Here is a 21,252-nt window from a genome sequence, read left to right as displayed (position 1 = left end):
GTTTTGTAAGGATTTTGTAAGGCTGGAAAAATCCGGGAACTAATCTTCAAACAGCTTGTCTTAGATAGTAACAGTCACGTTTAGTGGCTTGTTTACTCCTTGTGTGTTTAGTGTTGGCAAAGCAGTGGCTGTTCCCCTGCAGACCACTGCAATCAACCAGCTTCCTTCCCCCAAAGGTAGCTGGTTTTTTTTGGCTGAAAAAAATTTTAAAAATTTTTGAACTTTTTTAAAAAGCGGTTGTCTTATGTATTGCAGGAGGGAAACTTTCTGCACTCCTTGTGTGTTTAGTGTTGGCATTAATAGACAGTCTGACGTTCCCCAACAACAGACTGTCATCACCAGCTATCAACCTCTACTGATAGCTGGTTTTTTTTGCCTATATACACGACATCTGTTTTATTTTGAGTAAAGCTTCTCTCTTTTTTGTCGACTCTTTACTCTATGACCCACTTTTTTTTGAACTATTCAGAAAAACGCTGGTCTGAAGTTATGTAAGGAGGCTGATTGTCTACTTACACCAACTCCTTGTGTGTTTAGTGTTGGCATACACTCCGTTATCGGAGCTTCGAACTCCAGTTCCCCTCCCCCGGGAACTGGAGTTTTTTTTGCTTACTCTTCGGAAGCTTCTACATCATCATCTACTTCTTCAAAAAAGGCTTCGTCTTCAACAGCCAGCCAGGTATCGAGGTGGTGAGCTAGCTCGGTAACACCGGTTTTCTTCAGGGACGAAAATAGCTGAACGGTCACATGATCATACTCTTTGACTTCGTTTCTGAGTTTGTTCAGAGCTTGTTTGCCTACGCCGGATTTTAGTTTGTCAGCCTTGGTCAGAAGGATATGCAGCGGCATATGGGACTGTATGCTCCATTGCAGGATCATTCGGTCAAACTCTTTCATGGGGTGGCGGATATCCATCAGCAATACAACACCTGCCAGCGATTCACGGTTGGTCAGATAGTCGTCCAGGTGCTTCTGCCATTTGATCTTCATGGCTTCTGGTACTTTGGCGTAACCGTAACCTGGCAGGTCAACAAGGTAACGATTTTCTTCTATCGCAAAAAAATTGATCAGCTGTGTCCGCCCTGGCGTTTTACTGGTTCTTGCCAGCTTGGATGAACCTGTCAGGGCATTAAGGGCGCTGGACTTTCCTGCATTGGAGCGACCGGCAAATGCCACTTCACGGGCATTATCCGGTGGACACTGCTTCAGGGTGGGCGCACTGGTCACAAATTGTGCTTTACGATAATTCATGTGACGGAGAGTAGTATTATTTGTTTCAGTCATGAGGCTTGTTCTGGTCGCCGACTCGGTAAGTGTTTATACTAGTCAGCGTTTCGGGGTGTATGCGGCCTTTGGCTGCTGCAATCGCTGAAAAGCGCTTAACACACTGTTTGTACGTAAGTTTGACAAGAACACAAGGCACAAAGTTCTTACCAGACGTTCTCCCAGGGCTGCTTACAAACACTGTGGGATTACTGTCTGTGAACAGGCAGGGTTGATATCAGTAAACATAAACAAGTGTGTCATCCAAAACCTCTCTCAGGAGGTTCAGAAACGCTGATTATAACAAACAGTCTTTCTGTATGGTTTGGCCAGAATAATAACAGCCATTGTTGGCAAGTGCCGTAGCTGGGTCAGGGGTAATGAAAAAAATCATTCTCAGTCTCTTAGTTCCATTGGGTGTCTCATTAGGTGTTTCAGGATTGGCGTGTGCGAAAGGAAACGCAGAAGCCGGTAAGGCAAAAGCAACGACCTGTACAGCCTGTCACGGGGCGACAGGTATCAGTGCAGTTCCCAACTATCCCAATATTGCTGGTCAGGGGGAGCGTTACCTGATCAAGCAGATAAAAGAAATAAAATCAGGTGTGCGAAGTGTGCCGGAAATGGCTCCATTTGTTGCCAAACTTTCCGACCAGGATATAGAAGATATCTCTGCGTTTTATGCCAGCCAGACAGCCGCTAAAAGTGTTGCCGATCCGGAAAAAGTGGCACTGGGTGAAAAACTGTTCCGCTTCGGTGACGAAAAAAAAGCCATACCGGCTTGCAGCTCCTGTCATTCACCAACCGGTCAGGGCAACTTTATGGCAGGTTTCCCGCATATCTCCGGACAGCATCCAGCATACACCGAGAAACAGCTGAAGGAGTTCCGGGAAGGCATTCGGGTTAATGATGGTGACTCTAAAACCATGCGTATGATTGCTGAAAAGCTCAGCAATAAGGAAGTTGAAGCTCTGGCCAGTTATATCAGTGGGCTTCAGTAAGTCTTATTGGGCTAAAGGGTCTATGCTGTTCTCTGGTAAAAACAGAAGACCGGACGTCGCAGGCTAGCCCGAAAGCTGGTAAGTCAAACGGTGGAAGAAGCTGCATTGGCAGGAGTTCTTGATGAAAAAAATAATTCGAAGCTTTTGGATAACAGCCCTGTTGCTCTCTGTTCTGGCGCAGGCGTCAGCTAAAGAGCTTTTTACGGAAGGCAAAGATTATCGTCTGCTTAAATCGCCCGTTCAGACTTCTGTTGGTCCTGACCGTATCGAAGTAGCAGAAGTGTTCTGGTACGGCTGCCCTCATTGTCGTAGCCTTGAAGCGGTTGTTGATCGCTGGAAACCCAGACTGTCCAAAGAAGTACAGCTTGTTCGTGTTCCCGCTTTTTTCGGGCCGAATCTCTGGCAAACCCACGCCCAGCTTTACTACACACTGGAAAGCCTTTTTCCGGATGAAAAGACTCTGAATTCCATTCATGACTCTGTTTTCCGTGAGGTTCAGGAGCGAAAAAACCTTTTGAAGAATGAAGAGGAAATGGTGGCGTTTCTGAGCAAACACCACAAAGTGGATAAGAAAAAGTTCCTGTCTTACTACAACTCATTTGGTGTAAAAAACCTGTTGAATCAGGCGTCTTCCAAGGTTCGTGGCTATCAGTTAACGGGTGTGCCGGCCTTGGTGGTTGATGGACGATTTGTTATTGAGCCAAAGGTCGGTCTGGAAAAAATGCCTGAAATTGCTGATTTTCTGATCCAGAAAGTTATTACTGAGCGTATTAAAGCTAAAGCGAAAGAAGCTCCCGCAACGAGCCAGCCCCTTAAGGATCAGAACGTTAAAGTAAAGTAATTGTTACGGTTATGGGATAGTCGATAAACCTTGGGGTAAGCTTAAGAAAGAGTCTGTAACGTTCGGATATCACCGATGCCGATAAGAACCCTTAAGGGAGCTATTGCTGCCAGTTTACGAAGACGCAGCAAGTCTCCCCAGGCTGTTGCCTGTAGCGAACTTGACTATTTTCCCGTGAGCTTTAATAAACACCAGAGCCTGCGACTTCTCAGCTTTAACATTCAGGTAGGTATCAATACCCAGCAATATCGCCACTACCTGACCCGCAGCTGGCAGCATGTTTTACCTCATGCCAAACGTGTCCATAACCTTGACTCTATCGCTTCCGTTTTGCCTGATTTCGATATTGTTGCTTTGCAGGAAGTCGATGGCGGCAGTTTGCGCAGTGGCTTTGTGAATCAGACCGAATACCTTGCGCTCAGGGGACGATTTCCTTACTGGTACCAGCAGTTGAACCGTAACCTGGGTAAGTTTGCCCAACACAGTAATGGACTGTTAAGCCGTTATAAACCAGCTACTCTCGAAGATCACAAATTGCCGGGTATCATTCCCGGACGTGGTGCTATTGTCGCTGAATATGGTCAGGGACTGGATACACTGCTGGTGGTTATGATGCACCTTGCACTGAGTCGCCGGACCCGTGACATTCAACTGTCGTATATTCGTGAACTGGTGCAATCTTACCGACACGTTGTGTTGATGGGTGATATGAACACTCATGCAGAGCAACTTTTAAATCAATCCCCGCTGAAAGGAAGTGGCTTACAGGCCGCGCACTGGGAACAAAATACGTTCCCCAGCTGGAAGCCCCATAAATCCCTTGATCATATTCTTGTCAGCCAGTCACTGCTGGTGAACAGAATGGAAGTGCTGAATATAGCCATCTCCGACCATCTGCCAGTCGCAGTCGAAATAGAAGTTCCGGATAGTGTTGAGTTGAGGAAATAAATCAAATCTTCTGTGGAACGGGTGTCAGACTTATAAAAAAAGGTCTGGCATCGAGGGGGAAGGAGGAGGGGTGATGCCAGACCTTAACAAATTCCAACCAGAAGTCAGGGAGTAATTGATGGGGAGTATATTACTCCCCTGAAAATTGATTTGTATCAGTATATTTGTGTTGTTTGATAAGTAATCAAACTGACTAAGGTTGTTTTTCCTGCCGGGCTGCAAAAACAGACTTTCAAAGCTGATAATCGTATTTTGTTGACTGAAATCAACAATATGAAGGGCTTTCTGGTTATTTTGACCACAATAAATGTCTTGAAAAGACATTTCGGCCAGTTGCATAAGTTACCTATAAGATGCTTATTTTGCGAAGTTCGGGCATCCAGAAGAGATCATTCGAAACAAAAGCAGATGGTAGAATAGAGTGCAAACTTCTGGATGAGACAGTATGAACCCAATAAAAATCGGAGTATTCGGCTCTGCCTTTAATCCCCCTACTCTCGGGCATCAGGATGTTCTGAGTCAGGCTGCTGGTCATTTTGACCGGATTCTTCTGGTGCCGTCAGCGTCTCATGCTTTTTCCAAAAAATTGCTGTCTTTTGCTGAGCGGGTTGCCATGCTGCAATGTTTTTTGAGAGAAGCTCAGGTTCCGGACTGTGAACTGGAACTCTGTACGCTTGAAGAAACTTTGCTGAGAAATAACCCCGATACACCAGTGTATACTTTTGACTTGATGGAAGCGCTGGAGCAGCAATATGGCGAAGAGGTGGAGCTTGGTTTTATTCGCGGACCGGACAACGCAGACCCTGTGATCTGGAACCGGTTCTATAAGGCTCAGGAAATAGAGCAACGCTGGAAACTGTTTACAGCGCAGGAAAGACGCTCGATTCGAAGCAGTCTGGTACGAGAACTAACAGCTTCGACAACATCGGACGATAACAGAAAAAAGGTGCTGGATGGTTTGCTATATCCATCCGTACGTGACTACATTCTGACCAATAAACTCTACCAGGTCTGACAAACTATTTATGAAGCAATCTAATGAACGGGCTACCCGGCAATCTGCTCAACAATCTACCCAACAACCTACCCAACAATCTACCCAGCGAGCCGGTTTTGGAATGGGCGATGTTTGTATTGATGAAGAAGAAACTATCTATTCCGGTTTTTTGAAGCTAAGCCGATACACAATTCGACATGCCCTTTTTGAGGGAGGATGGAGTCCTCAGCTCATTCGGGAAGCAGTCTATCGTGTACCGTCAGTGGGTGTACTCCTTTATGATCCGGGGCTGGATCAGGTAGTGCTGGTTGAACAGTTCCGTGTTGGCCCTATGTTAAGCAGGGAAGATCCCTGGCTGCTTGAAGTGGTAGCAGGGATTTCTGAGCCGAATGAAACCCTGGAGTCGGTTGCTCGCCGGGAGGTCAAAGAAGAAGCCAACTGCGAAGTGAAAGAGCTGCTGCCCATTTCTAATTTTTATATGAGTCCGGGGGCCACCAATGAAAGGCTGATGCTTTACTGTGGCATTATCGATGCTTCCGGAGCCGGTGGTTGCTATGGACTGAAAGAAGAAGGTGAAGACATTCGGGTGCAGGTAATGCCTTTTTCTGAAGCCTATGTGATGGTAGAAGACGGACGCATTGCTAATGCACCTGCCGTTATCGCTATTCAGTGGCTGAAACTACATCATCAGGAGCTACAGCAATATGCTTAAAAACAGTGTGATGCTTAAAAACAATGTGTTTGCCCTGTTGGTACTGTTCCTGCTGGCGGGCTGTCAGTCTTCCGGTATTCCCAATCTGTACAGGGAAGGATTGCCAGGTACTGCCAGCTGGGCTGTACTTCCCTTTGCTAACTATACCGAATCTGAGAACGTCGCTACTCAGGTTGAGAGAATTCTGATGGTTATGCTGCCGTCTAACGGTATCGACGAGCCTCAGCTGTATCCGGAATTTATGGTCACCACTGCAAATGATACGCTGGCAGATGCTCACAGAATTCAGAATGGACGCCAGTGGGCAGCACAGAGTGGCATAAGCTTCGCATTTTCCGGTGCTGTAAATGAATGGATGTTTGATGATGAGGGCAGGCCTCATGTCGCCCTGAGCCTGAGCGTCACGGACGTTCGCAGCAATGAAACGCTATGGAGTATCAGCGGTGCCAGTGAAGGGTTGCCAGGCGATGACCTGTATGCTGTCAGTCGAGGGCTAATTAATGACCTGCTCCGGTCATTACCCATTAACCGTCGCTTATAAACCGTCATGTGCAAAGGATAATAAAGAGGATAGGCAAGGATGCTATACGCGCTAAAGGATGATAAGGGGCTGATAATAGCGGTTTCAGAAAAACAGCTTTCTGATGAGTGGAAATCAGTAGATCTGGAAGATGAGGCGGTTCTCATTTTTCTTCAACGAAACCCAACCATTGGCGGCAAGGTTATGCAGGCTGCCGATGCTGATTTTATCCGTGTACTGGAAGATGTTATCGACCTGTTGATTGACAAAGCTGTCATTCAGTTCACCGAACTGCCTGACCCGGTTCAAAACAAGTTATTGAATCGTCGGCGTTACCGTGAAGAACTTCGCAAAGAAGACCGAACCAGCCTGATTGGCGGCGAAGACGATGAAAATATTTTCTAACGTTCTTTTGAAATAACGCCTCCCGGGGTGTTTCTTGCGTTGGGTGTAGGCCATCCCTCAGCCCATTCATTCTGGTTAAACAGGGCTCCGTCAGGAATCAACAGGCTTTTGTCATCCACTCGCATGGGGTACAGAACCCCATTGAGATGATCCAGCTCATGCTGCATTAATCGGGCATGAAAACCGGTCAGCTCTGCTTCCTGACGTTGACCAGACTGATCATAGCCTGCCACCCTAACCGACTCCGGCCTTTCAACCCAGCCGCGCATGCCCGGTACAGAAAGGCAGCCCTCCCAGGTCCAGCAGGTATCTGTACTGCTTTCTATGATTTGTGGATTAATCCAGAAGTTGAAAGGAATGTGTTCTACATCAGGGTAACGTATTCGATTCTTTTCAGAAATTCCCACACTTAACACTCTTACCGGCCAACCTGCCTGTGGCGCGGCTATACCGATGCCCTTACTCCTGAGCTGTATCTGGCGCAAGGCGTCCAGATTATCCTGAAACTCACTGGTTGCTATTTCGTCCAGTGTTACCTGTGCCTGCTCATGAAAGAGCAACGGATGACCCATCAGTAAAACGTCTGCTTCTGGTGACAATTTCATTGATCTTCCCCTGTTTTCTTTTAATCATTAAAAATGGTTAAGGTATCACGGCCGAGTCATCATATAATGCCGCATTTTCAATGCTTGGCTTTTTTTCAGAAACTTTTTCAGGCTGAGTATTTTTCATAATAATCTCGAACTGAAAGAATAGTACGATGACAAGAACCTATAGACTTTTAATCTCCTGTCCGGATGCCAGTGGTATTGTAGCAGCAGTCAGCCAGTTTATTGCCGGGGAGGGTGGCTGGATTCTTGAAGCTAACCACCACTCCGATCCCGTGACAGGCCGCTTCTACATGCGCCATGAAATCAAAGCGGACAGCCTGCCGTTTGGGCTAAAGGAGTTTTGCACAAGGTTTCAGCCCATTGCTGATCAGTTAAAACTGGATTGGCGTATCAACGATTCAGCGCAGCCACACCGGGTTGCCCTGTTAGCCAGCAAACAGGCTCACTGTCTGTCTGACCTCCTCTATCGCTGGCGCAGTGGCGATCTGGCGATGGATATTCCATGTGTTATTTCTAACCATGAAGATCTGCGCAGTTTTGTTGAATGGCATGGCATCGCTTTTCTTTATGTGCCGGTCGATAAAAACGACAAGGCTGTGGCTTACGAGCGCATGAAAGAGCTTTTGTCTGAGTATGCCGTTGATACTGTTGTACTGGCGCGCTACATGCAGATCATCCCGCCAGAATTGTGTTCTCTCTATGAGAACCGGTTAATCAATATTCACCATAGTTTCCTGCCTTCGTTTGTTGGCGCACGACCTTATCATCAGGCTTATGATCGTGGTGTAAAACTGGTGGGAGCCACCTGTCATTATGTCACTGAAGAGCTGGATGCCGGCCCGATCATTGAACAGGATGTGATTCGGGTGGGTCACAATCATCTACCGGAGGATATGGTGCGTTTAGGCAAGGATGTAGAGAAGACGGTTCTGGCTCATGGCCTGCGTTATCACCTTGAAGACCGCGTTATTGTTGATGGCAGAAAGACCGTTATTCTGGACTGAACGCTTTTCAACAGAAGCCAGCTAACTTGTGGATAACCTGTTAGGAAATGTGTAAAACTGATTCTAAATGATATTTATACTGAGCTGCTTATGGAAAAGAATCTGCCATTTGCGCTTCTCAAGCCTTGCCCCTGCTGCCGGGGAAAAGCAGAACTCTCTGATATGGTTGTTGCAGAAACACAAATGTGGCAGGTTCACTGCAACCGATGTGGACTGTCTTCCGAGCTGGATGATGATCTGGAGTTCAGTGTGCAGTGCTGGAACCGTCGACTGGAGTCTGAGAGGCTGAGAATGTGGCTGACTCTGTCAGCCACTACGGTTCCTCTGGTAGCTGTTTTGGCTTTTCTGGCTGGCAGCTACCTGGGGATCAGTTTATTTTCCTGATTACTTCAGGCAGTCAACAATGTTGTCCACAAGCCCGTTGATAAATTCTGGATAAGCATTGGGCCCTTCCGCAATATCCGTTGCCAGAGGATCAAGCAGAGAGACTTTGGTGTCGAGGCCTTCAACAATTCTATTGATATAAGCAGGCTGGAACTGTGGTTCTCGGAATACACAGGTTTTGCCAGACTCCTTCAGCCTCCTTCTTAACTCTGCCAGATGACGGGCTCCCGGCTGCTGTTCGGGGTTCAGGGTGAAATGTCCGGCAATATTAAGGTGATAGTGATCCTGAAGGTAACCATAGGCATCGTGGAACACAAAAATAGGGCGCTTGACGAAAGGTGCCAGCTTTTTCCTGTTGCGGGCATCAATCTGGCTCATAGTGCTGACGAAGTTTTTCAGGTTGTTTTTGTAGAGGCTGGCATTGTCCGGGTCTATCTCACTCAGGGTTGAGCTCATGGCTGTCGCCATAGCGATGGCATTCTGCGGACTTAGCCAGATATGAGCATCGTAGTCTCCATGGTGATGATGATCGTCGTCGTCATGATGATGATGATGATGATGGTGTTCATCACTATCGTCATAGCGCCTTAAATGGATGCCTTTGGCGCTCATCATAGGGACAGAACGGGTCGTTCTGTTATTGGCCAGCATCCTCTCAAGAAACACCTCCATATCCGGGCCTATCCAGAACATGACATCAGCGCTTTGCAGCAGGCGGGCATCAGAAGGTCTCAGGCTGTGGTTGTGAGGAGAAGCTCCGGGAGGCAGAAGAACGTCTGGCTCAGTAATTCCCTCAGTGATTGCCTGGGCAATCAGCTGTAATGGCTTGATAGATGTTAATACTTTCGGAGGCTGCGGTTGACCGGGCAGTTCGCTTGAAAATGCTGGCGCATGGAAGAACAGCAAACTGATAAGGCTGATTATTATAGGGAATTTTTTATTGGGTACCATGAAACGTTACAACACTGCTTAAATCTAAAACGTTATATTATAACATACATAAAATAATGTGTACTTTTGTCCAATTAATGGTTTTTATCAGACCCCTTGTTTTTAGCACAGGCAGGTTCGTCGGGTGATTTTTTTCGATGAGTAGCAGCCGTCGTTGGAGGGACTCAGGCAGCTTTCAAGCTGCCTGACTGTTTCCGTTAATAGTTACCGTTAATAGCTACTGTTAGTAGCTACTGTTAATAGCTTCCCCAGTAATCCTCACCACATTCACTACTCATGCGCTTCTTTTCTTCCCGGTCTTCCAGGGCGCGACGGATGTACAGAGCCCGCTTTGATTTTTTTTCGGGCATTTCGTCCCGGGGATGACCGGAAGCAGCGATGGACGTTTTTTTGGATGCTTTATTCTTGGGCATGGCAGTAATCTCTTCTTATTTTTTTGCTTACTGACCATTTTAAAATAAGCGTGTGTCATATTCTTGACAAGAGTCCATGTCGTTTATCTCTGTGAGATATCTCGTACACAGCTCAACTCTTTGCCACACTCTCTCCCGTAAGACATAAATCGATAACGTATCAAGTATTCGTTACACTGTTCCAAGTTTTAACTGCGAAGACCCGTTATGGATGTAACCCCGATTATTGACTCTCTGAACGATGCCCAGCGGCAGGCGGTAACAGCCCCGCTGAGTTCGATGTTGGTACTGGCTGGAGCCGGAAGTGGTAAGACCAGAGTACTGGTGCATCGCATTGCCTGGCTGGTGCAGGCAGAAGCAATATCGCCTTACTCCATCATGGCTGTTACCTTCACCAACAAGGCTGCGGCAGAAATGCGCTCACGCATTGAAGACCTGCTGGGGATTCCCCCAAGAGGCATGTGGGTGGGTACATTCCATGGTTTGTCTCACCGTCTGTTGCGGACTCATTATCAGGATGCCGGTCTGCCGGAAAGCTTCCAGATTCTCGACAGCGATGATCAGCTTCGGGTTGTAAAACGCATTATGAAAGCGATGCAGCTGGATGATCAGCGCTGGCCGCCAAGACAGGCACAGTGGTACATCAACAGCAAGAAAGATGAAGGGCTTCGCCCGGATTATATTGATCCGGGTTATGACCCGTTTGAACGTACCATGCTGGATGTTTATCGAGCCTATCACCAATATTGCGAGCAGATGGGTGTGGTCGATTTTGGTGAACTGTTACTGCGAGCCCATGAGCTGTTCCTGAAACGTCCGGATATCCTTCAACACTACCGACAGCGTTTTCGCTACGTTCTGGTGGACGAATTTCAGGATACCAACGCCGTACAATACGCCTGGTTAAGATTACTGGTGGGCGATGAAGACAAAATGATGGTCGTGGGTGATGATGACCAGTCCATTTATGGCTGGCGTGGTGCCCGCATTGAGAATATACGTCAGTTTACCGAAGACTTCCCTAAGTCCAGCACGGTTAAACTTGAACAGAATTACCGTTCCACAGGCAGGATTCTGAATGCTGCCAATGCAGTGATTGCCAACAACCCTGACCGTCTTGGCAAAGAGTTGCACACCGACAGTGGCGATGGCGAAGCGATCCAGCTTTATTCCGGTTTCAATGAAATGGATGAGGCAAGGTTTATTTCTGATCGCATCAGCGAAGCCGTTAACGAAGGCAAGTCCCGTAGCGACATTGCCATTCTTTACCGCTCTAATGCCCAGTCCCGCAATCTGGAAGAAGCGTTGCTGAGAGCCGGGATTCCTTATCGGATTTATGGTGGTCAACGTTTCTTCGAACGGGCTGAAATCAAGAATGCCCTGGCTTACCTGAGGTTGATCAGCACACCCCATGACAACACCTCTCTGGAGCGGGTGATTAATATTCCGGCACGGGGTATTGGCGAGAAAACCGTCGAAAAACTCAGGGAAGCTGCCCGCACACAGGATGTTTCCCTGTGGCTGGCGATCAAGAGCGTGATTGCCAACAAGGCTATTGGTGGCAAGGCCGGACGTTCTCTGGCGGAGTTTGTCGACCTGATTGAAACCCTCACTGCGGTGGGTGACGACCTTGATCTTGGTGAGCTGGCTGATCGTGTGATTACCCACACCGGCCTGGTGGCGCACCATGAAAAAGAGAAGGGTGAAAAAGGTCGTGCCAGGGTAGAAAACCTTGAGGAACTGGTGACCGCCTGTCGTCAGTTTGATATTGACGACCTTGATCTGGATGAAGAAATCGAAACCATGAGTCCGCTGGATGCCTTTCTGGCCAATGCGGCGCTGGAAGCCGGTGACACTCAGGCTGACCAGTTTTCTGACAGTGTTCAGATGATGACTCTGCACTCGGCAAAAGGTCTGGAGTTTCCTATGGTGTTTCTTGCCGGTATGGAAGAGGGTCTGTTCCCTCACAAAATGTCGCTGGAAGAAGGCAACCTGGAAGAGGAGCGTCGTCTTTGTTATGTGGGTATTACCCGAGCCATGGAAAAGCTGACGCTCAGTTATGCTGAAAACCGTCGTTTATATGGCAAGGATACCTTCAACCGCCCTTCCCGGTTTATTCGTGAAATACCGGGTGAACTGATTCAGGAAGTGCGTCTGGGAGGTACGATTTCCCGCCCCGCCACCACACGACAGTCTACGTCTTCTGCTGCATCTGCCGGACTGGCACTTGGGCAGCGGGTTCACCACGATGTGTTTGGTGAAGGTACTATTGTAAGTGCTGAAGGTGATGGGGCGCAGGCAAGAGTACAGGTGAACTTCGACAGTGAAGGCACGAAATGGCTGATGATGGCTTACGCTAATCTGGTGGTGATTTCCTGATTGATACCAGCCCGGATGTTCAGTCCGGGCTGATTGATTTAAGTTGCCAGAAAAGCCACACCTGCTAACATGCACCTGTCTTCTATAAAAACATCCGTATAAAAACAACAATGACAGAAAGGTAAAGTCATGAAACGTCGTAACCTGCTTGCCTCCGTCGGGCTGGCATTGTCTGCAACATTTCTTGCCGGTTGTGGATCATCCGAGCAAGCTGAAACCTCCGTTGTAGCAGAGCCTGAACAACAATCTTTTGAATGGAAACTGGTCACGTCCTGGCCGAAAAATTTTCCCGGATTGGGCATGGCCCCAGAACGCTTTGCTGACATGGTTAATGACATGAGCGCGGGTCGCCTTCAGGTCAAAATATACGGCGCTGGTGAACTGGTTCCGGCACTGGAGGTGTTTGATGCCGTGTCGAACGGTACAGCCGATATGGGGCATTCCGGTGCTTACTACTGGAAAGGCAAAGACCCTGCTACACAGTTTTTTACCGCCGTCCCCTTTGGTTTAAACGCTCAGGAAATCAGCAGCTGGATTCACTATGGCGGTGGACAGGCGCTATGGGATGAAGTCTACAAGCCTTTTAATATTAAGCCGTTGGCAGGTGGTAATACCGGTGTGCAAATGGCGGGCTGGTTTAACAGGGAAATTAACTCTCTTGATGATATTAAGGGACTGAAAATGCGCATTCCCGGCATGGGCGGAGAAGTGCTGAAGCGTCTGGGAGGCGTTCCGGTAACACTGCCTGGTGGTGAACTCTTTACTGCTTTGCAGACTGGTGCCATTGATGCAACGGAATGGGTTGGGCCTTATAACGATATGGCGTTTGGCTTCTATAAGGTGGCTTCCTATTACTACTATCCCGGCTGGCATGAGCCAGGTTCCATGATGGAATTTACCATTAATCTGGATGCCTGGAATGCATTACCAGCCGATCTTCAGGCTATCGTAAAGGCTGCTGCAAAAGCGGCTCATCAGGACATGCTTGACGAGTACACAGCCAGAAATAATGCCGCTCTCAACCAGCTGGTATCCGAACATGGCGTGAAACTGCGTCGTTTGCCGGATGACGTATTAAAAGAGCTGAAGGAAACGGCTGACGAAGTCACGGCTGAAGTGGCTGCCAGCAGTGATGTTGCCAAACGTGTTTACGAGTCTTTTAAGGCTTTCCGTGAACAGTCCACGCAGTACCACAAGATTTCTGAAGAAGCCTATTACGACGCACGTTCTTTATAGAGCCAGATGAGCAGGGGTTAACGACCCTGCTCCAGCTGATGCACTTCTTCAAATCCCATTGCTTCCAGTGCAGGCATCAGGCCATGAATGCCGTCAGGGCTGCCGGTATAGATAAACCGGTCAGAGGTCGGTGTGCTGGAATCAGGGATGGTTTCCAGTAGAAATTCAACCCGTCTGGCAATGGCTTCGCCGGAATTAATCCAGTGAATGGGAACCGGGCAGGCGGCCTGAAGCTGCTGTTCCAGCAAAGGAAAGTGGGTGCAGCCTAATACAATACAGTCGGGCTGTTTGCCATTGGCAAAAAAAGGTTCAACGACGGTTTTGTATTCCTCATGGCTGACAGGCTGTTCACGCAGGTGGCGTTCTGCCATGGCAACCAGTTCACTGGAACCCACAGAAATGACATCACAGTCTCTGGCAAAATCACGAATTAATTGATGAGTATATTCTCTGGCAATGGTTCCCGGTGTGGCCAGCAGTCCAATACTGCGCTTTTTTGACCATTCCCCCGCCGGTTTGATGGCTGGAACAACGCCCACCACTGGAATTTGCAGTGCCTGTCGTGCGCGGGGCAGAGAGATGGTACTGGCGGTATTGCAGGCGATAATGGCAAGGGCTGGCTGATATTGCTCTGCCAGTTGGTTCAGGCAATACAGCGTCCTGTCAATGACTTCCGCTTCTGGTTTTGGACCATAAGGAAATGCCTCGTTGTCCGCACAGTAAATAACCTCAACCCCCGGCAGTCTGCGTTTGACTTCCTGATAAATACTCAGCCCTCCAACGCCGGAGTCGAAGATAACAATGGGTTTCTTTTGTTGCTCTTGTTGAGCGAGTGGTTGAGCGGATTGTTGCATAGATAAAGGGTGTCGTTGTTCCACAAAATAAAACAGGGTAGACGCTGTCAACCGGTTTGCAAATAAGAGCTCTTCGCTGTTTCCTGGGGATTTCATAAGCAGTGAGGAGTCTAACCAGGGAGTCACTGATTCAGCTTCACTCTAAAAGAGACTGTTCTTTTCGGCTTCGGTCCATTCTGGATGCTTTCTTGTAAGCACAAGACCTGATGAAAAGGAGATACCATTAAATCGTGGTATTAAGCTAAAGTACTTGATAATACAGCTGGTGTCCGAAGCAGGAAAAGTACAGTTAGCCCAGGGGTCACATACAACAGAACCTTGAAGTGCTTTCTTAAATCTTTCACCACCTAAAATAAACTCCGGCAGGATAGGCTTACTATCTAATAGTAAAAAAGTATGGTCGTAATTGATCTCAGTTCGGACTATTCCTATATGTAAATCAGGTGATTGCTTTATATTTGATAAATAATTATATGCTATAGATGCAAAGTCATCACACGTCCCAAACCCTAATTTTTTAGGGGCTTTTACAGGTTGGCTGATGGAAAATGAGGGGTTGCAACAGAAATAGCCTTTCAGGAAAGATTGATTTGAACAGATCAAAATTTCTGAAGGATCAGACATGTGTACAACACCCTCACTACGTCCTATGTTCGCATTTCCCGGCTGGGTAATCGAGCAGATTGATATTGATTGGGAAGTCAAACAAGCTTTTGTCTATCTCCGCAGGGATGGCCGAATTCAGCACGAGAAATGCAGTCAATGTGAAACCCCTATGGGACAAATGAAGACAAAAGATCGGTGTGTCCAGGATTTACCACTGGGAGTTCTACAGGTAAATCTTCTCTTCACAGCTTTTCAGGGCCGCTGCTCACACTGCAACAATATTGAAACCGTTACTATTCCTGGTTTAACTCCCAAGGCTCAGGCAACCGATCGCCTTAAACGACACGTCAGCCATTTATGTCGCTATATGCCCTGCGACAAGGTGCCTGAATTCATTGCTATATCCGGTGGTACTGCCCGTCGTTGGGATAAAGAGATGCTGCTGAGAATGCTTCCAGCTCCAAAGCGTGACGGTATTCGCGCTCTGCTCATTGACGAAAAATCCATTGGCAAAGGCCATCAGTATCTTACCGTTGTTCTTAACGCCGACTCAGGAGAAACCCTCTTCCTTGGTGAAGGCAAGCGAAAAGAGACTCTGGATGAGTTCTTGAGCAGCCTGACTGAAGAGCAAAAAGCGAGCATCGAGTGTGTTGGCATAGACCGTGGTGGCAGCTATCAGGCTTCGGTGAAAGAGCACTTGCCCAATGCGGATATTGTATACGACAAGTTTCACATTATTGCCAATTATAATGATGTGATAGATCAGATAAGGCGCAGGGAGTGGCGTCAGGCTGAAGAAGAGAACAAGCCCTTTATCAAGGGTCAGCGGTTCAACCTGTTCATGAACCCTGAGAACCTGACTCCAAAGCGAGAAAGCAGTCTGAAAGAGCTCTTGAGCATGAACGAGGATCTCAATCAGGCTTACATCCTGAAAGACATGCTCAAACAGCTATGGACGTACACGTACAAAGCGTGTGCCGGCAAGTTTCTGGATAGATGGATAGAGTTAGCAAAAGAAACCGGAATTGCAGAACTTAAGAGGTTTGCTAAGGGCTTGGACAGGGCAAGAGAGGGCTTGCTGTCGTACTGCCATCATCGTATAACCAGCGCGAAGATTGAAGCTTTCAATGGAGTCATCAAACGGATTATCTACAAAGCTTGTGGCTACAATGATCTTGATTACCTCTATCTTAAAATCAGGCAGGAGGCTGTAAAATGATCAGCCAACCTGTAAAAGAGCCATTTTTTACACCACGCAGCTTGCTGCCTAACACTTGGATTTCTTCCAAGAAATTCAGTTCTGCGTACTCTTAACTCTGCGTGTATACTTCGTTTCTCTCCAAACATATCATCACCCATGTTCGGAGTAGACATATTTGCGGGATGGGGAGATGGCCTGTAGCTAGGAAAACCAGGAGGATGGTTGATAGCCGTGAACGCAAGTTCATTATAAACATGATGGCATGCAAGATTTCCGAGAGTAATAAGGCTGTGTATACCTAACATAGTTATGCTCCTGCCTCCTCACCGATGAGATACCACTTCGTACCAGGTTATAATATTTTCGCTCTTTTCTTGCTTCGGATGCATCCTGATATTTTCTGTTTCGCCTTGCTGTTCCTGATGTCTTGCTCACTGCCATTGTTGTCGAAGGGGATTCAGAAGGCTTTCTGCCGCTTCATACTGCAACCGTCCACCGGAGCGTGCAGTTTACCTGAAAACTGGACAGAGCAGTGCAATTCGGTATGGTAATGATCCGTTAATTTCTTACTGGTCATTATGTCATGCAGACTAACAACAATTTCAATAGTCTTTTGAACGAATTTCCTGCTGAACCTGCATCGATTCTGAAAACGCTGTCCACACAGTCGGGGCGTCTGGATAAAAAGCAGGTTGACTCATTGTTGTCGTGTCTGAATATGACAATCGAGGAGCTGATGAAAGCTCTATTGCCTCTCGCTGCTTCCCTGAGTGTTACTCCGGTTTCCAGTTTTCAGGTAGGAACCATAGCAGAAGGCGGCAGTGGTAATCTGTATTTTGGTGCGAACCTTGAGTTTTCTCAGCATCCCCTGAAAATCACTGTCCATGCTGAGCAGTGTGTTGTCACCAACGCCTGGCACCAGGGGGAAACCTGGTTGAAACGCCTGATGGTGAATGAAGCGCCCTGCGGTCATTGTCGCCAGTTTTTGAAAGAACTGAACAAGGTTGATGACATGCAGATCATTATTGATCGTACCTCCAGAGGGGAGGTGGTTACCTGTAAGATTGGCGACCTGCTGCCGGATGCTTTTGGTCCTGATGACCTGGGTATCAAAGAGTACCTGATGAGCGATGTTTGTTACTCATTGTCGTTTTCAGAAAAGCCGTTGGCAGAAACCAATGAACTGGCTCAGGCTGCTCTGGAGGCGGCCCGGCGAAGTCATGCGCCTGTTTCAAACAGCCGGGCGGGTGTGGCTCTGCAACTGTCCAGTGGGCGGGTAGTTACCGGGCGCTATGGAGAGAATGCTGCGTTTAACCCGGGTATTTCAGCCATGGAGGCGGCGGTTGTTAACTGGCGGATGGCATTGCTGGCGCAGCCAGAAGATCGTATTGTCGCTGCCGTTATGGTTGAACAGCAGGGAACCAGCTCACAACGCTACCTGGCAGAAGCTTTTCTGGCTGACTATGGTGTCAAGCTTCAGTATTTCAGGGTCTAAACTTAACAGGAAGTAAGTTAGCAATGATGCATATCTCGGGCAGGGACGCTCAACGATGAAAATAGATCCTTCCACCACATCCACGAATCTGGATTACGGTCACAACCCTGACGATGGTTCAGGAGAGAAACAGCAACATAAAAAGCAGGATGACAAACAGTACAACCCTGTTTTGCCCCATGATCATTCCGATGTTATCCGTTCGAAAAAACTGGCTGCGCGCAAGGCTCGTAAAAAGAAAAGAAAAATCGCCGAGCGCAGAGCCCGGCGAAATAAGAGCAAAGACGACAAACCTTCAACAACAGACTAAAAATATTCTTCAGGTCTAATGCGATCTTTGTTTTTTCTGTGATGTTTTTTACCATCTTTATTTGAACGGTCATTTTTTGGTTTTTTGGTAGGTTTTTTATTATGTTCTCTCTTCTGCTTCTTTATTATGCTGTTTTCTTTGCTATTGGATAAAGCAGGATATTCATCGGTTGTGTCAAAGCCTTCTTCTTGTCCGCTGTCGTCACTATAGTCAGTTTCAGTTTCAGTGTCAGTTTCAGTGTCAGTGTCAGTAGCTTTAGGTTCAGGTTGCGTCTCTCCATCTTGTGAATTAGGGGAATATTGTTCTGTTGCTAATTGTATCGAATTAAGTGCAGTCTGAAGATGCTGGGATGCCGGTGAATCTGGAGCAGACAGCATTTGTATAGAACTCTGAATACTTTCCTGAGCATTATTGAGATGTTCTTTTAACTTTTCATTACGAATAGAAATCATCATTATACGTATCTGCTTATGAGTTAGTTGCTGTTTTTCTTTGTATACAGCGCCTGTATGTAGTGAATGTTTTAAGTTTGGGGTGGATGGAAAGAATGTCACAACTCCAGAGTCTTTAGGTATTTTTTCTCTGTGTTTTTTCTTGGTTTTGTCGGAAACAGCACCGTCTTCTGGTTCTTCTTTCTCATACTTGACTGGTCTGCGGGGAGGTTCATTCCCCCCCGCCCCTGCTGCCCCTGTAGAACCGGAGTAATCTCTGTTACGCCTTACAGCATATGAAGACGGGCTTTGCGGTGTGTTTGAGGAAGTTGCGGAAGAAGGGGATTTGCTGCCCGAATTATTGTTACTCGATGGGGTATTTCCGTCGTCAGGTTTTCCCTCAGAGCCGACATCCCCTATAGCAGAAACTCTGACAGGCTTTCCTTTGAATGTCAGAAGCAGGTATTCGTAAGACAAGGGCCAGCTTTCATCATAACCAAACTGTTGCCAGCCAAATGAGAAATCAGGTGGAGCTGGAGAAGGTGCAGCTGCTACTGCGTGATAACTATATAAGTTTTCCTCTTTATCCCATGATAAGTGTGAACCATCATCACAGGCTATGGTGGAGTAGAAAGTGGAGTAGAAAGTGGAGTATAAAAAGTAACCTGCATTCTTGTCATAGCAGAACCAGGCACTGGTCATATCCTCTAATGACGTGTGGTGAAGCATTGAAAAACCGGTCAAAATCCCTTCAGGGTAACCCTGTCTGTCTACACGGGAAGGCACTTTGATTCTGTGTGTTGTTGCTGCTGTTGAAGAGAGAACAAAGCTGGAGCTGGCCTCATCAAACAAAATCTTAAGTTTATTATTAGCAACGGGCTCGGCTATTGTAAGCAGTAGACTTTGATAGCCGAAAGCATCCTGCTGGCTTGATTCAGGCAGTGCCTTACCGGATTTTTCAGAGAGTTTGAATGACAAAGACTGCTGACCCCTTGTGTCACGAGAAATCTGGGCAGAGATACCGTAAAGAGGCAGTGCTACCTGTTGAGTTTGCTGCGGTTTTGGCACTATCTGGCTGCTTGTGATGCCTGCTATGTGGTCAGTTAAAATAGCATCTTTTCTGATGAAACCTGCTTCAAGAGGGGGAGCTTCGAGCCTTGTTGATGTCATCATTGAACCAAAAATCCCTGCTGACCCACTGAGTTCTGAGCTAAAACCCAAGTCAAAAGCCAAAGCGGGAAACGTTGCAAAAAGAGAGACCATCGAAAAAGTCCGATATTTCATTTTGTCTTCCTCGTTCAGACATTATATTTATTGACTGTATTTGTTTAGCAGTGACTGAGGGAGTTGCAAGTTCTTGAGTACTTATGCTCTGATGATCACAAAAAAAAGACCAGAATGGCGACTGTTAAGGCAACGATAAAGAGCAACAACCATGAGTAAAAAACATTACGATGTACTGGTAGTTGGTGGGGGAATGGTCGGTGCGGCATTGGCAGCGGCATTGGGTTTGCATGGTATTACAGTAGCGATTTTCGACCAGAAAATGCCTGAACCATTTTCGGCAGAGGCTTTACCTGATATTCGTGTGTCGGCATTGAGTCAGGCTTCAGAAGCTTTGCTGCAAAAGGTTGGAGCCTGGTCACGTATGCAATCCATGCGCATGTGTCCCTATCGGAAAATGGCTGTCTGGGAAAAGCTTGAGCATTCTTTTAGCCAACACTTCAATCAAACCCTGTTTGACGCCGCAGACGCTCACTTTGAGCAGCTGGGTTTTATCGTCGAAAACCGGGTTACTCAGCTGGGTTTGCTGGAAGCCTTAAAAGACAATGGCAGTGTAGACCTGCATTGTCCGGTGACGATTGAACACATAAACCTCTCTGGTCAACAACCCGAACTTATTTTGCAGGATGGGCGCGCCTTCACCGGTGAACTGCTGGTCGGAGCAGATGGCGCTCAATCCAGAGTTCGTGAACAGGCAGGTATTCGTCTTGAAACGTCTGAATATGCCCAGCAGTGCTTTGTCGCCACCGTTGAAATTGCTGGCGGGCAGCAGGACATCACCTGGCAGGCATTCACCCCGACTGGCCCCGAGGCGTTTTTGCCCCTGCCTGATATCAACGGCAGGAGCTATGCCTCTGTCGTGTGGTATCACCAGCCGGAACCGATTCGGCGGTTAATGTTGCTCGCTAACCAGCATCGCACTGATGAGCTTATTGATGAAATAGTGACCACCTTTCCCGGTGAGTTGCCAGAAATAAAAGCGTTGCACGAGTGCAGCTACTTTCCTTTAGCCAGAAGACATGCTGCAACTTACTACAAACCGGGTGTGGTTCTGGTGGGAGACGCTGCCCACACCATAAACCCCCTGGCAGGTCAGGGTGTAAATCTTGGTTTTCAGGACGTTGCCTGGCTGGCTCAACACCTGTTTGATGCAAAAAAACAGCAGCGTAACCCGGGCTCTGTCGATGTTCTGGCGGGCTATGAAAAGGCCAGACGTAAAGACAATCTGTTAATGATGTCGACAATGGATGCTTTCTATTACACATTCAGCAATAACAGTTTGCCCTTGAAGCTTGCCCGCAATGCGATGTTGGCCATTGCCGGGAAAAACAGGCTGGCAGTTACGCAGGTGATGAAGTATGCGATGGGTGTTTCCGGTAAAAAGCCGGAATGGCTATTACAATAAGATA

The 21,252-nt window shown here is 47.4% G+C and carries 23 protein-coding genes; 15 read left to right on the top strand and 8 right to left on the bottom strand.

Annotation, left to right across the window (positions count from 1 at the left end; all coding sequences use genetic code 11):
- Positions 1 to 60 precede the first annotated feature (60 nt).
- Together NX722_RS22250 and yihA are read right to left on the bottom strand one after the other, a co-directional pair.
- A complete protein-coding gene (locus tag NX722_RS22250; protein WP_262565067.1) occupies positions 61 to 297 on the bottom strand; it encodes a hypothetical protein in 237 nt (78 codons plus the stop codon).
- A 312-nt stretch (positions 298 to 609) separates the two neighbouring features.
- Positions 610 to 1,284, bottom strand: coding sequence for a ribosome biogenesis GTP-binding protein YihA/YsxC (yihA, locus tag NX722_RS22245; protein ID WP_262565066.1), 675 nt, complete (start codon positions 1,282 to 1,284; stop codon positions 610 to 612).
- Between the two features lie 359 nt (positions 1,285 to 1,643).
- On the opposite strand from yihA, the gene NX722_RS22240 reads away from it, so the two are divergent.
- The 7 genes from NX722_RS22240 to NX722_RS22210 all read left to right on the top strand — a co-directional run bounded on the left by NX722_RS22240 (position 1,644) and on the right by NX722_RS22210 (position 6,684).
- On the top strand, positions 1,644 to 2,261 hold the full coding sequence (locus tag NX722_RS22240; protein ID WP_262565065.1) for a c-type cytochrome: 618 nt from the start codon (positions 1,644 to 1,646) through the stop codon (positions 2,259 to 2,261).
- Between the two features lie 121 nt (positions 2,262 to 2,382).
- Positions 2,383 to 3,102, top strand: coding sequence for a thiol:disulfide interchange protein DsbA/DsbL (locus NX722_RS22235; protein ID WP_262565064.1), 720 nt, complete (start codon positions 2,383 to 2,385; stop codon positions 3,100 to 3,102).
- Between the two features lie 75 nt (positions 3,103 to 3,177).
- Positions 3,178 to 4,050, top strand: coding sequence for an endonuclease/exonuclease/phosphatase family protein (locus NX722_RS22230; protein ID WP_262565063.1), 873 nt, complete (start codon positions 3,178 to 3,180; stop codon positions 4,048 to 4,050).
- 445 nt (positions 4,051 to 4,495) lie between these two features.
- Positions 4,496 to 5,065 carry an adenylyltransferase/cytidyltransferase family protein gene (locus NX722_RS22225; protein WP_262565062.1) on the top strand — a complete coding sequence of 190 codons (570 nt, stop codon included), beginning with the start codon at positions 4,496 to 4,498 and terminating at the stop codon, positions 5,063 to 5,065.
- Between the two features lie 10 nt (positions 5,066 to 5,075).
- Complete coding sequence (locus NX722_RS22220; protein WP_262565061.1) at positions 5,076 to 5,759, top strand: NUDIX domain-containing protein; 684 nt, start codon at positions 5,076 to 5,078, stop codon at positions 5,757 to 5,759.
- Entirely contained in the window at positions 5,752 to 6,300 is a 549-nt protein-coding gene (locus NX722_RS22215) for a hypothetical protein (protein ID WP_262565060.1), read from the top strand. The genes NX722_RS22220 and NX722_RS22215 overlap by 8 nt, the downstream gene beginning before the upstream one ends.
- 39 nt (positions 6,301 to 6,339) lie before the next feature.
- Positions 6,340 to 6,684: a hypothetical protein gene (locus NX722_RS22210; RefSeq protein WP_262565059.1), complete on the top strand. Its 345-nt coding sequence runs from the start codon at positions 6,340 to 6,342 to the stop codon at positions 6,682 to 6,684.
- On the opposite strand, the gene def is transcribed toward NX722_RS22210, so the two are convergent.
- Complete coding sequence (gene def / locus NX722_RS22205; protein ID WP_262565058.1) at positions 6,681 to 7,289, bottom strand: peptide deformylase; 609 nt, start codon at positions 7,287 to 7,289, stop codon at positions 6,681 to 6,683. The genes NX722_RS22210 and def overlap by 4 nt on opposite strands.
- A gap of 155 nt (positions 7,290 to 7,444) precedes the next feature.
- On the opposite strand from def, the gene purU reads away from it, so the two are divergent.
- Positions 7,445 to 8,299, top strand: a complete 855-nt coding sequence (gene purU / locus NX722_RS22200; protein WP_262565057.1) for a formyltetrahydrofolate deformylase — start codon at positions 7,445 to 7,447, stop codon at positions 8,297 to 8,299.
- 90 nt (positions 8,300 to 8,389) lie between these two features.
- Positions 8,390 to 8,683, top strand: coding sequence for a Lar family restriction alleviation protein (locus NX722_RS22195; protein WP_262565056.1), 294 nt, complete (start codon positions 8,390 to 8,392; stop codon positions 8,681 to 8,683).
- On the opposite strand, the gene znuA is transcribed toward NX722_RS22195, so the two are convergent.
- Together znuA and NX722_RS22185 are read right to left on the bottom strand one after the other, a co-directional pair.
- Positions 8,684 to 9,634, bottom strand: a complete 951-nt coding sequence (gene znuA / locus NX722_RS22190; protein ID WP_262565055.1) for a zinc ABC transporter substrate-binding protein ZnuA — start codon at positions 9,632 to 9,634, stop codon at positions 8,684 to 8,686.
- A 236-nt stretch (positions 9,635 to 9,870) separates the two neighbouring features.
- A complete protein-coding gene (locus tag NX722_RS22185) occupies positions 9,871 to 10,047 on the bottom strand; it encodes a hypothetical protein (protein ID WP_262565054.1) in 177 nt (58 codons plus the stop codon).
- Positions 10,048 to 10,254: 207 nt separating this feature from the next.
- On the opposite strand from NX722_RS22185, the gene uvrD reads away from it, so the two are divergent.
- Together uvrD and NX722_RS22175 are read left to right on the top strand one after the other, a co-directional pair.
- Positions 10,255 to 12,426 carry a DNA helicase II gene (uvrD, locus tag NX722_RS22180; RefSeq protein WP_262565053.1) on the top strand — a complete coding sequence of 724 codons (2,172 nt, stop codon included), beginning with the start codon at positions 10,255 to 10,257 and terminating at the stop codon, positions 12,424 to 12,426.
- Positions 12,427 to 12,555: 129 nt separating this feature from the next.
- Positions 12,556 to 13,662, top strand: coding sequence for a TRAP transporter substrate-binding protein (locus NX722_RS22175; RefSeq protein WP_262565052.1), 1,107 nt, complete (start codon positions 12,556 to 12,558; stop codon positions 13,660 to 13,662).
- A gap of 17 nt (positions 13,663 to 13,679) precedes the next feature.
- Here the strand turns inward: NX722_RS22175 and murI are convergent, their stop codons facing one another.
- A complete protein-coding gene (murI, locus tag NX722_RS22170; RefSeq protein ID WP_265442378.1) occupies positions 13,680 to 14,516 on the bottom strand; it encodes a glutamate racemase in 837 nt (278 codons plus the stop codon).
- A gap of 141 nt (positions 14,517 to 14,657) precedes the next feature.
- Positions 14,658 to 15,140 carry a hypothetical protein gene (locus NX722_RS22165; RefSeq protein ID WP_262565050.1) on the bottom strand — a complete coding sequence of 161 codons (483 nt, stop codon included), beginning with the start codon at positions 15,138 to 15,140 and terminating at the stop codon, positions 14,658 to 14,660.
- Here NX722_RS22165 and NX722_RS22160 point away from each other — a divergent pair.
- The 3 genes from NX722_RS22160 to NX722_RS22150 all read left to right on the top strand — a co-directional run bounded on the left by NX722_RS22160 (position 15,139) and on the right by NX722_RS22150 (position 18,128).
- Positions 15,139 to 16,341: an ISL3 family transposase gene (locus NX722_RS22160; protein WP_262563714.1), complete on the top strand. Its 1,203-nt coding sequence runs from the start codon at positions 15,139 to 15,141 to the stop codon at positions 16,339 to 16,341. The two genes, NX722_RS22165 and NX722_RS22160, sit on opposite strands and share 2 nt — an antisense overlap.
- A 565-nt stretch (positions 16,342 to 16,906) precedes the next feature.
- Positions 16,907 to 17,818: a cytidine deaminase gene (gene cdd, locus NX722_RS22155; RefSeq protein WP_262565049.1), complete on the top strand. Its 912-nt coding sequence runs from the start codon at positions 16,907 to 16,909 to the stop codon at positions 17,816 to 17,818.
- A 55-nt stretch (positions 17,819 to 17,873) separates the two neighbouring features.
- A complete protein-coding gene (locus tag NX722_RS22150; protein ID WP_262565048.1) occupies positions 17,874 to 18,128 on the top strand; it encodes a hypothetical protein in 255 nt (84 codons plus the stop codon).
- Here the strand turns inward: NX722_RS22150 and NX722_RS22145 are convergent.
- On the bottom strand, positions 18,125 to 19,843 hold the full coding sequence (locus tag NX722_RS22145) for a hypothetical protein (RefSeq protein WP_262565047.1): 1,719 nt from the start codon (positions 19,841 to 19,843) through the stop codon (positions 18,125 to 18,127). The two genes, NX722_RS22150 and NX722_RS22145, sit on opposite strands and share 4 nt — an antisense overlap.
- Before the next feature lie 151 nt (positions 19,844 to 19,994).
- Between NX722_RS22145 and NX722_RS22140 the strand changes: the two genes are divergently transcribed.
- Entirely contained in the window at positions 19,995 to 21,248 is a 1,254-nt protein-coding gene (locus NX722_RS22140) for an FAD-dependent monooxygenase (protein ID WP_262565046.1), read from the top strand.
- Positions 21,249 to 21,252: the final 4 nt, after the last annotated feature.

Source organism: Endozoicomonas gorgoniicola (assembly GCF_025562715.2).
Classification (GTDB): domain Bacteria; phylum Pseudomonadota; class Gammaproteobacteria; order Pseudomonadales; family Endozoicomonadaceae; genus Endozoicomonas_A; species Endozoicomonas_A gorgoniicola.
The sequence above is the reverse complement of the archived record's forward strand: the minus strand, read 5'-3'. Positions and strand labels throughout refer to the sequence as shown.